The following is a 13,209-nucleotide window of genomic DNA, read 5'->3' as shown; positions in this document are numbered from 1 at the left end:
GGAAATGACCTTTACAGTAAAGTAATTGGGAAGTGTAATTATGAATTTAGAAAAATTAGTAGAGATTGGGTTGTTATTTGAACAATACAAGATGCTTCTAACTGATAAACAAAGAGAAATAGTATCTCTTTATTATAATGAAGATTACTCTCTTGGTGAAATCAGTGAAAATTTAAATGTATCTAGACAAGGTATATATGATACACTTAAACGTTCTGAAAAAATATTAAAAGATTATGAAGATAAATTAGGCTTAGTTAAAAAGTCAAAAGAACGTGAAAATATTACACAAGACATATATGATAAAGTTGTTGACATTAAACAAGATTTATTGCAAAATAGAGATTGTGCTAATTTAATCCCTAAGTTAGAAAATATAGAAGATTTATGTAGGGAGATGTTAAAATGATATTTGAAGGATTAGCAGATAAACTACAGGGCGCTTTAGGTAAATTAAAATCTAAAGGTAAGCTTACTGAAAAAGATGTTAAAGAGGCTATGAGAGAAGTTAAACTTGCTTTATTAGAAGCAGATGTTAACTTTAAAGTAGTTAAAGACTTTGTTAAAAAAGTTCAAGAAAGAGCTGTAGGTCAAGAAGTTATGGAAAGCTTGACACCAGCACAACATGTTATAAAGATTGTTAATGAAGAACTTACAAGTTTAATGGGTGACGTTCAAAGTAAAATAATGATATCACCAAAACCACCAACAGTTATAATGATGGTAGGTCTTCAAGGTGCAGGTAAAACAACTACATCTGGTAAACTTGGAGGATACTTTAAAAAGCAAGGTAAGAAGCCTTTATTAGTGGCTTGTGATATATATAGACCTGCAGCGATTAAACAATTACAAGTTGTAGGAGAGAAATTAGATATACCAGTATTTAGTATGGGAGATAAAGAGAGTCCTGTAAATATTGCTAAGGCTGGATATAATCATGCATTAAAAAATAATAACGATTTAGTTATAATAGATACAGCTGGTAGACTTCATATAGACGAGACTTTAATGGATGAGTTAAAAAATATTAAATCAGAAATTAAACCTCATGAAATATTATTAGTTGTTGACTCTATGACAGGACAAGATGCAGTAAATGTTGCAGAAAGCTTTAATGAAGCTCTTGGAGTAGATGGAGTTGTATTAACAAAACTAGATGGTGATACAAGAGGTGGGGCAGCACTTTCAATAAGAGCTGTAACACAAAAACCTATAAAATTTATAGGTATGGGAGAAAAGCTAGATGACTTAGAGCCTTTCCATCCAGATAGAATGGCATCTAGAATATTAGGTATGGGAGATATCCTAAGCTTAATAGAAAAGGCTCAAGAAAATATAGATTTAGAAAAAGCTAAGGAATTAGAAAGCAAAATCAAAAAGCAAGAACTTGATTTTGAAGATTTCTTAGAACAAATGGAACAAATTCAAAAAATGGGTCCTCTTAATAAAGTTCTTGAAATGATACCAGGTATGGGTCAAGTAAAAGATCAACTTGGGGACATAGATATGAATAATAAAGAAATTGTTAAGACTAAGGCAATAGTTCAGTCAATGACAATAGAAGAAAGAAGAAATCCTAGTATACTAAATGCGTCTAGAAAGAAAAGAATAGCAAGAGGTAGTGGTACTAGTGTTCAAGATGTAAACAGACTTATAAAGCAGTTTGGTGAAATGAAAAAGATGATGAAGATGTTTACAGGAACTCAAAAAAGCATGAAGAAAAGGGGAGGCTTTGCCGGTTTACCTTTCTTTAAATAATAGAAAACAAAAAGATAAATTTTTTCGGAGGTGTCGATATGGCAGTTAAAATAAGATTAAAAAGAATGGGATCTAACAAAAAACCTTTCTACAGAATAGTAGTAGCAGATTCTAGATCTCCAAGAGATGGAAAATTCATAGAAGAAATAGGATTCTACAATCCAATTTCTCAACCAAAGCAAGTTAAAATAAACGATGAGAAAGCTGTTAAATGGTTAGGATGTGGAGCACAACCAACTGATACAGTTAAGACTTTATTAGTTAACAACGGAGTAATGGAAAAGTTCGAAGCTTCTAAACAAGCTAAGTAATTTTGATTGGAGCGAAGTGATATGAAAGAGCTAGTACTAGATATAGCAAAGGCTCTTGTCGATAATCCAGAGGCAGTTGAAGTAGAGGAAACTTTTAACGGAGATGAAACAATTCTAAAGTTAAAAGTTGCTCAAGATGACATGGGTAAGGTTATCGGTAAGCAGGGTAGAATAGCTAAAGCTATAAGAACTGTTATAAAATCTGCTTCAAATAGAGACCACAAAAAGGTTACTCTTGAAATAATATAAAGGATTAGGTATTAACCTAATCCTTTTTGTATATACTTTGTATGTACTACGATAAGATAAAGCATAATTTTTAAAGAAGGTGAGATTATGGAAAGTAAATTAACTCATTTTAAAATAGGACAAATAGTAAAAACACAAGGACTTAAAGGTGAAGTAAGAGTTTACTCAACAACTGATGATATATATAGATTTGATGATTTAAATACATTTTATATAGGAAAAGACTTTAATACTGAGTATAAAGCTGAAAGAGTTAGATACAAAGGTAATCTAGTTATAATGAAAATAAAAGGTATTGATTCAGTTGAAATAGCTGAGAAGTTAAAAGGAAAAAATATATATGTATCTAGAGAAGAATCTAGAGAACTTGAAGAAGATGAATTCTTTATAGCTGACATGATAGGAATGGAAGTTTATACAGTAGATAATAAATATGTAGGGACTTTAGAAGATGTATTACAATATTCAGCAAATGATGTATATGTTATAAAAGGTGAAGGCGATAAAGAATACCTTATACCTGCTGTTATGAAATTTGTACCTGAAATAGATATGGAAGAAAGAAAAATGGTAATAGACCCAATAAAGGGAATGTTAGACTAAATTTAAGGTGATATTATGAGATTTCATATAATGACTTTATTCCCAGAAATATTTAACTCATATATGAGCGAAAGTATAATGAAAAGAGCTGTAGAAAAGGGAATTATAGAAGTGAATATTTATAATATAAGAGATTTTTCTACAAATAAGCATAAAAAGGTAGATGATTACCCTTTTGGAGGGGGAGCAGGAATGGTTATGACTCCTCAACCTATATATGATACATATAAGTATATAGTAGATAAGTTTAATATAGAAGAACCTAGAGTTATATATTTAACACCTAAAGGAAAGGTACATAATCAAGAAATAGCTACAGAAATGTCAAGTTATGAAGATATAATACTTTTATGTGGACACTATGAAGGTATTGATCAAAGAATAATTGATTCTATAGTAACAGATGAAATTTCTATAGGAGATTATGTACTAACTGGAGGAGAACTTCCAGCTCTTATACTTATAGACTCTATATCAAGGCTTATACCAGGCGTTTTAAATCAAAATGAATCTTTCGAAGAGGAATCCTTCAAAGATAATTTATTAGAATATCCTCATTACACTAGACCTAGAGAGTTTATGGGAATGGAAGTTCCAGAGGTTTTACTATCTGGAAATCATAAGAAAATAGATGAGTGGAGACATGATAAATCTATTGAAATAACTAAAGAAAGACGTCCTGATTTATACAAAAAAGCTTGTAAATAAATAGGACATATAGTATAATAAAATCTGTTGAAAAATAAAAAACGGGCGTTCCTCTGTTTACAAATGGTCAAGTAATTAAGAGCGTCTATGATACCAGGAGGATTAAAATGAACGAAATATTAAGATCATTAGAGCAAGAGCAATTAAAGAACGATGTTCCTAACTTTGGACCTGGGGACACTGTAAAAGTACACGTTAGAATAGTTGAAGGAAAAAGAGAAAGAATACAAATATTCGAAGGTGTTGTATTAAAGAGACAAGGTGGAGGAGCTAGAGAAACTTTCACTGTAAGAAAAATATCTTTCAACGTTGGAGTAGAAAGAACATTCCCTGTTCATTCTCCAAAATTAGAGAAGATAGAAGTAACTAGAAAAGGTAAAGTAAGAAGAGCTAAACTAAACTACTTAAGAGGTAGAGTAGGTAAAGCTGCTAAGATAAAAGAAGCTAGATAATTAAACTTTACTATACAGGGGACTGAAGATTCAGTCTCCTTTTTTTAAATAGTAAAACTTTATTATTAATAAAATTTAAGAAAATTGAAAAATATAAATAAATATAAATTATAAAATTTAATATAAAAAATAGTTTGTGTTTTTAATATTATAAAAAGGAGAATGAATATGAAAATACAAAGAATGACAGATGAATATTTGAGAGATGACAGTTTACATATAAACTGGTATCCAGGACATATGAAAAAAACTAAAGAATTAGTAAAAAATAATTTAAAATTAGTCGATGTTGTAGTAGAGCTTTTAGATGCGAGAATTCCACTTAGTAGTAGAAATCCTGATATTGATAAGTTTGTTGGAGACAAGCCAAGAGTTGTAGTTTTAAATAAAAGTGATATATCAGATCCAAGTAAACTAAATCAATGGGTAGATTATTACAAAAAAAGAGGTATAAAAGCAATACCTGTAGATACTTTAAAAGGTAAGGGTGTTAATAAAATAATAGAAGAATGTAAGAATGAAACTAAAGAAAAGATGGAAGCTTTGGTTAAAAAGGGAAGAATAGAAAGACCTATAAGAATAATGATAGTTGGAATACCAAACGTAGGTAAATCTTCTCTAATAAATAAACTTACAGGAAGAAAAAGTACTCAAACTGGAGATAGACCAGGTGTTACTAAAGGTAAACAATGGGTTAAACTAAGAGGAAACTTAGAGTTACTAGATACGCCAGGTATACTATGGCCTAAATTTGAAGATGAAGAAGTTGCATTAAAGTTAGCTTTTTGTAGAGCTATAAAAGATGAAGTTTTAGATGTAGATACATTAGGTCTTAAATTAATTGAAAAGTTAATGGAAATTGAGCCTGAAAAGTTAAAAGAAAGATATAAGTTAGATCATTTAGGAGAAACTCCTATAGATACAATGGAAATGATTGGAGTTAAAAGAGGATTAATACTTAGAAAGAATGAACTTGATTATACTAGAATCGCTACAACAGTATTAAATGAGTTTAGAGATGGTAAAATAGGAAGAATTACTTTAGAAACTCCTAAAGAAATGATTATAGATTAACAATATTTAAATAAGAGATTATGAGATAAAATTTTGAGAACAGTTTTAAAATACTAAAAAGAAATTGTTTTTAAATAATATCGACATAATCTCTTATTTTTTTACAAAAAAATGAAAAAAATCGATTATACGAAAAATAAATTTTTTATGTAAATTCGTTAAAAATAAAGCAAATTTGGTTAAATTTAATAAAAAACTAAATATTGAGAATATTGCATATATTGTTAAAATTATTGACAGTTAGGAAAATGTGTAATATAATATATTCAGAATATTTAATAAACAAGAAAACTTTTTAGGGGGCTTTAGTATGAACAATACAAACAAAGATATAATTGTAGTAGGATTTGCACTATTCGCGATGTTCTTTGGAGCAGGAAACCTTATATTTCCTCCATTTTTAGGAGTTATATCAGGTGAAAGCTGGATGACAGGTTTCTCAGGATTTATATTAGCAGATGTAGGGTTAGCATTATTAGCAATAGCAGCTGCAGCTAAATGTGGTGGAGATGTCAATAAAATATTAGACAGATCAGGTAATACGTTAGCTAAGATAATTGGAGTTGCCATAATGATATGCCTAGGGCCATTATTAGCAATACCTAGAACAGCAGCTACAACATTTGAGATGGGGGTTCAACCTATAGTTGGAAACTCAATATCTCCAGTGATATTCTCTATAATATTCTTTGCTATAGTATTATTACTTACTATTAGACCTTCTAAGGTTGTTGATATAATAGGTAAAGTATTAACACCAGCACTTTTAATAGCGTTAGCAGTTTTAATAATAAAGGGAGTTGTTACACCATTAGGAGAAATAAGTCCAAAGACTTTAGTTGATAGTGTATTCTCAAATGGGATTTCACAAGGATATCAAACAATGGATGCATTAGGAGCAGTTGCACTTTCAACTATAGTAATAGCATCTCTTCATAATAAAGGATACAAAGAAAATTCAGAGAAGGTTAAATTAACTATAAAAGCTGGTATAGTAGCTGGAGTTGCTCTTTGTTTTGTATACGGAGGACTTACTTACTTAGGAGCTACAATATCTCAAGGATATGCTGGAGTAGATATAAGTACAATATCTCAAACGTCTTTAATAGTTGGTATAACAGAACAATTACTTGGATATCCAGGAAAGGTTATATTAGGTATAATTGTTGCACTAGCTTGTTTAACAACTGCTATAGGATTAACTTCAGCAACAGGACAATACTTTACAAAACTTACTAACAATAAATTAAAATATGAAGTAGTAGTTACAATAGTATGTATATTCAGTGCCATAGTATCTAATTTCGGAGTAAATACTATAATAAAAGTTTCAGCACCTATATTAGATATGGTTTACCCTGTAACGATACTATTAGTAATAACAACTTTATTCTCAAATAAAATTAAAAATACAAATATAGTTAAGGGTGCAGCATATGTAACATTATTGGTTAGTATACTAGGAGTTGTAAATTCACTATCTAGTACTTATGGATTACCAATACACATACCATTCTTAAGTTCATTACCATTTACAAAATTAGGATTTAACTGGATAGTTCCTGCAATAGTAGGAGGTTTACTTGGAAGTCTTGTTAAGACTACTGAATGTAGTGTAAGTCCAGAGTTAGATTAATATAAAGAAGCTAAAAGTCGTTGATATTATATCAACGGCTTTTTATATATATTTTTGTATATAACTTAAATAACTACTATTTTAAAACTAAATAAATAATAACTTTTAAATTTTGAAATATAGGTATAAGGAAAATGAATTTTAGTAGATTAATATATAATAGATGTTTAATTTGTTATTAAAAACGTGTATCTATATAATAAAGCAAAAGGATTTTATTTGGAGGTAGAAATGGAAAAGATTATAAAGAGAGATGGAAGTATAGAAAGATTTAGTAAAGCAAAAATTGAAGATGCAGTGTATAAATCAACTATAAACAGCGAAAACGGTATAGATAAAAAACTTGGAAAAGAAATTGCTAAAAAGGTAGAAGAAATATTTAAAAGTAAGCAAAAAGTATTAACTGTAGAAGAAATACAAGATCTAGTAGAAGTATTACTTATGGAATCGGATAGAAAAGATGTTGCAAAACATTATATATTATATAGAGAAAAAAGAGCTAGTGTAAGAAAAAAACCTTGGGATATGGATGAATTACAAAAATCTATATGGAAAAATAAATACAGATATAATGATGAGAATTTTGATGAATGGATAAATAGAATTTCAGCTAAAAATACAAGAATAGAAAAACTAATAAGACAGAAAAAATTCTTGTTTGCAGGTAGAATTCTTGCAAATAGAGGACTATATAAAGATGGATTAAAAGTTACATACTCAAACTGTTACGTGCTAGAACCTCCTAAAGATAACTTAGAAGATATTTTTGATACAGCAAAAAAACTTGCTAGAACATTTAGTTATGGTGGAGGTGTTGGAATAGATATATCAAAGTTAAGACCAAAGGGCGCTAGAGTAAATAATTCAGCTAAAAATACAACAGGGGCAGTTTCATTTATGGAACTTTACAGTATGACTACTGGATTAATAGGTCAAAGAGGAAGAAGAGGAGCACTGATGATATCTATGGATGTTAGTCATCCGGATATAGAAGATTTTATAGATATAAAAACAGATTTAACTAAGATAACAAAAGCTAATATTTCCATAAAAATAAATGATGAATTTATGGAAGCAGTTGAAAATGATGATTTATACAAATGTGAATTTAAGGTAGAAGCAAATGATGAATATATAGAAAAAGAAATAAGTGCTAGAAAGTTATTTATGAAACTTTGTAAAAATAATTGGGATTATGCAGAACCAGGTTTATTATTTTGGGATAATATAAAAAATAATCATATTATGAGTGAAGATAATACATTTTTACATTCTGGAGTTAATCCATGTGCAGAAGAACCTCTTCCAAGTGGAGGAAGTTGTTTACTTGGGTCTATAAACTTATCTGAGTTTGTTATACAGCCATTTTATGAAAATGCAATGTTTGATATTAATAAGTTTAAAGCATGCGTTAGAGAGGCTGTAATAGCCTTAAATCAGGTTTTAGATGAAGGATTAAAACTACATCCGTTAAAAGAACAACAAGAAAGTGTAGAAAAGTATAGACAAATTGGACTAGGTGTAATGGGAATTGGAGATATGCTTATAAAAATGAACTTAAGATATGGTTCAGATAAGTCTATAGAGTTGTGTAGTTTAATTGCAAAAACAATGCTAAATGAAGCAGTAAAACAGTCTGCATTACTTGCAAAAGAATATGGACCATTTAAAGAGTATAAAGAAGAAGCCATATTTAAGTCAAAATTCTTTAAAGAAAATATTGATGAAAACATAAAAGATTTGGTTAGAGATTATGGGCTTAGAAACTCTCAACTACTTACTATACCACCGACAGGGTCTATATCTACTATGCTTGGCATAAGTGGAGGAATAGAACCTATATTTAATTTATCTTATATAAGAAAAACAGAAAGTTTACATGATGAAGATGTTTATTACAAGGTATATACTCCTATAGTTAAAGAATATATGGATTTAAATGGAATAACAGATGAAAGTGAACTGCCAGACATATTTGTTACAGCTATGAATTTAGATTATAATGAAAGAATAAAAATGCAACAAGCATGGCAAAAATATATTGATGCATCTATTTCTTCTACTATAAACTTACCTAATGAAACAACTGTAGAAGATGTTTATGAAATTTATATGAAAGCATGGAAAGCTAAGTTAAAAGGAATAACTATATACAGAGATGGATGTAGAAGAAGTGGAGTTCTTATAAATGAAAAGCCTGCAAAAGAGAAAGAAAAAGTTAAAGAAGAATTAGCAATTACAATAGAATCAGATGAGAAATTTATATGCCCTGAATGTGGTAATGAGCAAATGGCTAATACTGGAGGATGTAGTATTTGTTTAAAATGTGGCTACAGTGGATGTAATTAAGATAATTTTAATTAAAGTGCTTAAATTTATATTAAGCACTTTAATTTTTTGATAAAATATAATAATAGAAAAAATAAAGGAGAATTATGAATGAAAGAAAAAAGTGTAAAAGAAATAAATTCAATTATAGAAAATATTAGTACAGACGAATATTTAAAGTATATAGATATATTAAAAGATGATGAAAGAAAGTCAGTAAAAAACATAGCTGTAAAATTAGCTAAAAAGTTAGATAAAATGAGAGCTGAAAATGAAAGACTAGAAATGATAAATATATTTGAAAATGAAGGCTATGAAAAAGGATTTACATACATAGGTGGAATAGATGAAGCCGGAAGGGGACCTTTAGCAGGACCAGTTGTAGCGGCTGTTGTAGTATTTAAACCAGGAACTAAAATAGAAGGAATAAATGATTCTAAAAAGTTAAGTGAAGCAAAAAGAGATGAGTTGTTTGAAATAATAAAAGAAGAGGCTCTAGATTATGGCATAGGTATAGTGCAAAAAGATGAGATAGATGAATATAACATATTAAATGCAACTTATATGGCTATGAAAAAGGCTGTAAATTGCTTGAAACAAAAACCAGATTATTTATTAGTAGATGCAGCTCATATTCCAGATGTAGATATAGAACAAAAATCTATCATCAAAGGAGATTCAAAGTCTATATCTATTGCAGCAGCTAGTATATTAGCTAAAGTTACAAGGGATAGCATAATGTATGAATATGATAAAATGTATCCAGAATATGGATTTGCGTCTCATAAAGGGTATGGCACAGACCAACATTATAAAGCAATAAGAGAACATGGAATAACATCGATACATAGAAGAAGTTTTTTAAAGAACATACTGTAAAATTTATCTGAAGTGGTATAATTATACTGTTAAAACAGTATGAAGGGAGAGTTTTAAGTGGAATATAAAGAAATGTTAAAAAATGCAAGAGAGAATTTAAATGGAAGTTGCAGAGTATGTAAGGTCTGTAATGGAGTTGTATGTGCTGGAGAAGTTCCTGGAATGGGTGGTAAAGGAAGTGGAAGTGCATTTATAGATAACTTTAAGAGTTTAGATAGAGTAAAGTTAAATATGAGAGTTATACATAATGTGAAAAATCCAGATACTACTATAGAATTATTCGGAAGAAAAATGAAAGCTCCTATATTTGCAGCTCCACTAACAGGAACAACTTTAAATATGGGTGGGAAATTAACAGAAAGAGAATACATAACTAGTGTTGTTGATGGATGTTTAAAAAATGATATATATCCTATGGTTGGAGATACGGCAGTTGATGAATTTTTAATAGAAAATTTAAGAGTGCTTAAAGAATTTGATGGTAATGGAATTGTATTTATAAAACCTTGGGAAAATTCAGATATAAAAAGAAAAATAAAATTAGCAGAAGAAGCAGGTGCCTTTGCAATAGGTGTAGATATAGATGCCTGTGGATTAGTTACATTATCTATGCACGGAAAAACAGTAGAACCTAAATCTGTTGAAGCTATAAAAGATTTAAAAGCATCTACAAAGTTGCCTTTCATATTAAAAGGTATAATGACTAAAGAAGATGCTTTAATGGCTGTAGAAGCTGGAGTTGACGCTATAGTAGTATCAAATCATGGAGGAAGAGTTCTAGATTATACTCCTGGGGTTTGTGATGTATTAGAAGACATTGCAAAAACTGTTAAAGGTAAACTAATAGTTCTTGCAGATGGAGGGGTTAGAACAGGTGTTGATGTAGTTAAAATGTTAGGGCTTGGAGCAGATGGAGTACTAATAGGTAGACCATTTGTTACAGCTTCATTTGGGGGACTTAGTGAAGGTGTAGATATGTATGTTAAAAAGCTAATAAATGAACTTGAATCTACAATGATACTAACAGGATGTAAAGATATTAAATCTATAAATGATAAAGTAATATTTAAAAGAGACTAAATAAAAATGGGCTATTTCAATAGTCCATTTTTTTATTGTTTCATTTATATAAAAAACTTATTAAAATTAATTTTTTTCTTAATGCTAGATTTATATATAGATACTAATATATTTTTAGTGTGCATTCAACTTAATACTTAAAAATCAATTATTTAAAAAATTTGTATACTACATATAAGTAATGACAATAATGTAGAAAAATTAAAAATGAGGAAATATATATGAATAATATTGAAAAAGGTAGATTAGGTGAAAAAATTGCAACAGAGTACTTAAAGAATAAGGGGATATATATTATAAAAAATAACTACAAAATTAAGCTTGGAGAAATAGACATAATAGCAAAAATAGAAGATTTAATTTTATTTATTGAAGTGAAATCTAGAAATAGCAATAAGTTTGGATATCCAGCAGAAGCTGTTAATTATAAAAAAAGATCAAAAATAACAAATGTTGCAAAATATTATATGGCAGTTAATAATTTAGAAAATGTACAAGTAAGATTTGATGTAATAGAAATATATTTAAAAGATCGAAAAGTTAATCACATTGAAAGTGCTTTTTAAAAAAATAGAAGAGGTATAAATATGTTAAGTATTATAAAATCAAGTACTCTTATAGGAATTGACGGAATTATTGTTAAGGTCGAAGTTGATATATCAAATGGAATTCCTTGTTTTAGCGTTGTTGGACTAGCTGGAGTAGCAATAAAAGAATCAAGGGAAAGGGTAAAATCAGCAATTTTAAACAGTGGATTTAAGTTTCCAAATTCAAGGATAGTTGTTAATTTATCTCCTGCAGATATGAAAAAAGAGGGTTCATACTTTGATTTGCCAATTGCAATAGGAATTTTAAGAAATCTTATAGACCAAGAAGATGAATTTTTAGATGAAAGTATGTTTATAGGCGAACTTTCACTAGATGGGAAGCTTAGGAAGGTTAAAGGGGTCTTATCTTTAGTTATAAATGCAAAAAACAAAGGAATTAAACGAATTTTTTTACCGAAAGAAAATGAAAATGAAGCCTTATTTATAAATGAGATAGATATAATACCAATTGATAACTTATCGGAGTGTATAGATTTTTTAAATAAGAAAATTAATATAGTAAAAAGCAAACCATGTAAGATTTATGAAAAAGAAATTTATGAAGAAGACTTTTGTGATATAAAAGGAAATTACTTTGTCAAAAGAGGAGCAGAAATTGCTGCAGCAGGTAATCATAATTTTTTAATGATAGGGCCTCCCGGTTCAGGAAAAACTATGATAGCAAAAAGAATACGGACTATATTACCAGATATTAATGAAGAAGAAGTTCTTGAAATAAGCAAAATATATAGCTCATCAGGGCTTACAAAAGACAAATCAATAGTAACAAATAGACCATTTAGATCACCACATCATACAGCAACAAAACAAGCTTTAATTGGTGGTGGTATAGATGCTAGACCAGGCGAAGTAGTTCTTGCTCATAAAGGAATATTATTCTTAGATGAAATTGCTGAGTTTGATAGAAGGATTTTAGAAACATTAAGACAACCTATAGAGGATAAATATATTAATGTTTCCAGAATTAAAATGAATTTAAAATATCCGTGCAATACTATGTTTATTGGAGCTATGAATCCATGTCCTTGTGGATTTTATATGTCAGATAAAGTGTGTAAATGTAGAGTTAATGATGTAAATAGATATTTAAATAAATTATCAGGACCATTACTTGATAGGTTTGATATGTTTATAGAGGTAAATTCAATACCATATGATGAATTTAATAGTGAAAAAGTAGAAGAAAAATCAAGGGATATAAAGTTAAGAGTTGAAAATGCCAGAAAAATTCAAAAAAATAGATTTAAAAATGAAAATATCGATTATAACAGTGAAATAAAATCTTCTAAGTTAAATACATACTGTATTTTAAGTAATGATGCAAAAGAAACTATAAAAGTTATATTTAATAAATATAATTTAGGAAATAGAAGTTATACAAAATTAATAAAAACAGCTAGGACTATAGCAGATTTAAATAATAGTGAAACTATAAAGCAAAAACATATATTAGAAGCTTTTTCATTTAGAAAAGCTTACTACAATTATTTTATGGCAGAGTAAATTAAAATTGGAGGTGAAAG

General features: G+C 28.8%; 14 protein-coding genes. All 14 read left to right on the top strand.

Annotation, left to right across the window (positions count from 1 at the left end; all coding sequences use genetic code 11):
• Positions 1–40 precede the first annotated feature (40 nt).
• The 14 genes from ylxM to ATCC9714_RS12895 all read left to right on the top strand — a co-directional run bounded on the left by ylxM (position 41) and on the right by ATCC9714_RS12895 (position 13,189).
• Positions 41–409 (top strand): YlxM family DNA-binding protein, encoded by a 369-nt coding sequence (gene ylxM, locus ATCC9714_RS12960; RefSeq protein ID WP_021127819.1) that lies wholly within the window; start codon positions 41–43, stop codon positions 407–409.
• Positions 406–1,758 carry a signal recognition particle protein gene (ffh, locus tag ATCC9714_RS12955; RefSeq protein ID WP_021127820.1) on the top strand — a complete coding sequence of 451 codons (1,353 nt, stop codon included), beginning with the start codon at positions 406–408 and terminating at the stop codon, positions 1,756–1,758. The genes ylxM and ffh overlap by 4 nt, the downstream gene beginning before the upstream one ends.
• A gap of 38 nt (positions 1,759–1,796) precedes the next feature.
• Positions 1,797–2,069 carry a 30S ribosomal protein S16 gene (gene rpsP, locus ATCC9714_RS12950; protein WP_021122808.1) on the top strand — a complete coding sequence of 91 codons (273 nt, stop codon included), beginning with the start codon at positions 1,797–1,799 and terminating at the stop codon, positions 2,067–2,069.
• A gap of 21 nt (positions 2,070–2,090) precedes the next feature.
• Positions 2,091–2,318 carry a KH domain-containing protein gene (locus ATCC9714_RS12945; protein WP_021127821.1) on the top strand — a complete coding sequence of 76 codons (228 nt, stop codon included), beginning with the start codon at positions 2,091–2,093 and terminating at the stop codon, positions 2,316–2,318.
• A gap of 87 nt (positions 2,319–2,405) precedes the next feature.
• Positions 2,406–2,921: a ribosome maturation factor RimM gene (rimM, locus tag ATCC9714_RS12940; protein ID WP_021122806.1), complete on the top strand. Its 516-nt coding sequence runs from the start codon at positions 2,406–2,408 to the stop codon at positions 2,919–2,921.
• Positions 2,922–2,936: 15 nt separating this feature from the next.
• Positions 2,937–3,629 carry a tRNA (guanosine(37)-N1)-methyltransferase TrmD gene (gene trmD, locus ATCC9714_RS12935; protein ID WP_057545469.1) on the top strand — a complete coding sequence of 231 codons (693 nt, stop codon included), beginning with the start codon at positions 2,937–2,939 and terminating at the stop codon, positions 3,627–3,629.
• A gap of 107 nt (positions 3,630–3,736) precedes the next feature.
• Entirely contained in the window at positions 3,737–4,081 is a 345-nt protein-coding gene (rplS, locus tag ATCC9714_RS12930; RefSeq protein WP_021122803.1) for a 50S ribosomal protein L19, read from the top strand.
• A 168-nt stretch (positions 4,082–4,249) separates the two neighbouring features.
• Positions 4,250–5,155, top strand: coding sequence for a ribosome biogenesis GTPase YlqF (gene ylqF / locus ATCC9714_RS12925; protein ID WP_244465146.1), 906 nt, complete (start codon positions 4,250–4,252; stop codon positions 5,153–5,155).
• Positions 5,156–5,465: 310 nt separating this feature from the next.
• Positions 5,466–6,791, top strand: a complete 1,326-nt coding sequence (brnQ, locus tag ATCC9714_RS12920) for a branched-chain amino acid transport system II carrier protein (protein WP_057545470.1) — start codon at positions 5,466–5,468, stop codon at positions 6,789–6,791.
• 231 nt (positions 6,792–7,022) lie between these two features.
• Positions 7,023–9,140, top strand: coding sequence for an adenosylcobalamin-dependent ribonucleoside-diphosphate reductase (locus ATCC9714_RS12915; protein WP_057545471.1), 2,118 nt, complete (start codon positions 7,023–7,025; stop codon positions 9,138–9,140).
• A gap of 90 nt (positions 9,141–9,230) precedes the next feature.
• Positions 9,231–9,998, top strand: coding sequence for a ribonuclease HII (locus tag ATCC9714_RS12910; protein ID WP_021127827.1), 768 nt, complete (start codon positions 9,231–9,233; stop codon positions 9,996–9,998).
• Between the two features lie 57 nt (positions 9,999–10,055).
• Positions 10,056–11,078 carry an alpha-hydroxy-acid oxidizing protein gene (locus tag ATCC9714_RS12905; protein WP_057545472.1) on the top strand — a complete coding sequence of 341 codons (1,023 nt, stop codon included), beginning with the start codon at positions 10,056–10,058 and terminating at the stop codon, positions 11,076–11,078.
• A 221-nt stretch (positions 11,079–11,299) separates the two neighbouring features.
• Complete coding sequence (locus ATCC9714_RS12900) at positions 11,300–11,644, top strand: YraN family protein (RefSeq protein WP_054631481.1); 345 nt, start codon at positions 11,300–11,302, stop codon at positions 11,642–11,644.
• A 21-nt stretch (positions 11,645–11,665) separates the two neighbouring features.
• A complete protein-coding gene (locus tag ATCC9714_RS12895) occupies positions 11,666–13,189 on the top strand; it encodes a YifB family Mg chelatase-like AAA ATPase (RefSeq protein WP_057574336.1) in 1,524 nt (507 codons plus the stop codon).
• Positions 13,190–13,209: the final 20 nt, after the last annotated feature.

Source organism: Paraclostridium sordellii (assembly GCF_000953675.1).
Classification (GTDB): Bacteria; Bacillota; Clostridia; order Peptostreptococcales; family Peptostreptococcaceae; genus Paraclostridium; species Paraclostridium sordellii.
Note: the sequence above shows the minus strand (reverse complement) of the source record. Positions and strands in the feature narration are given on the sequence as shown.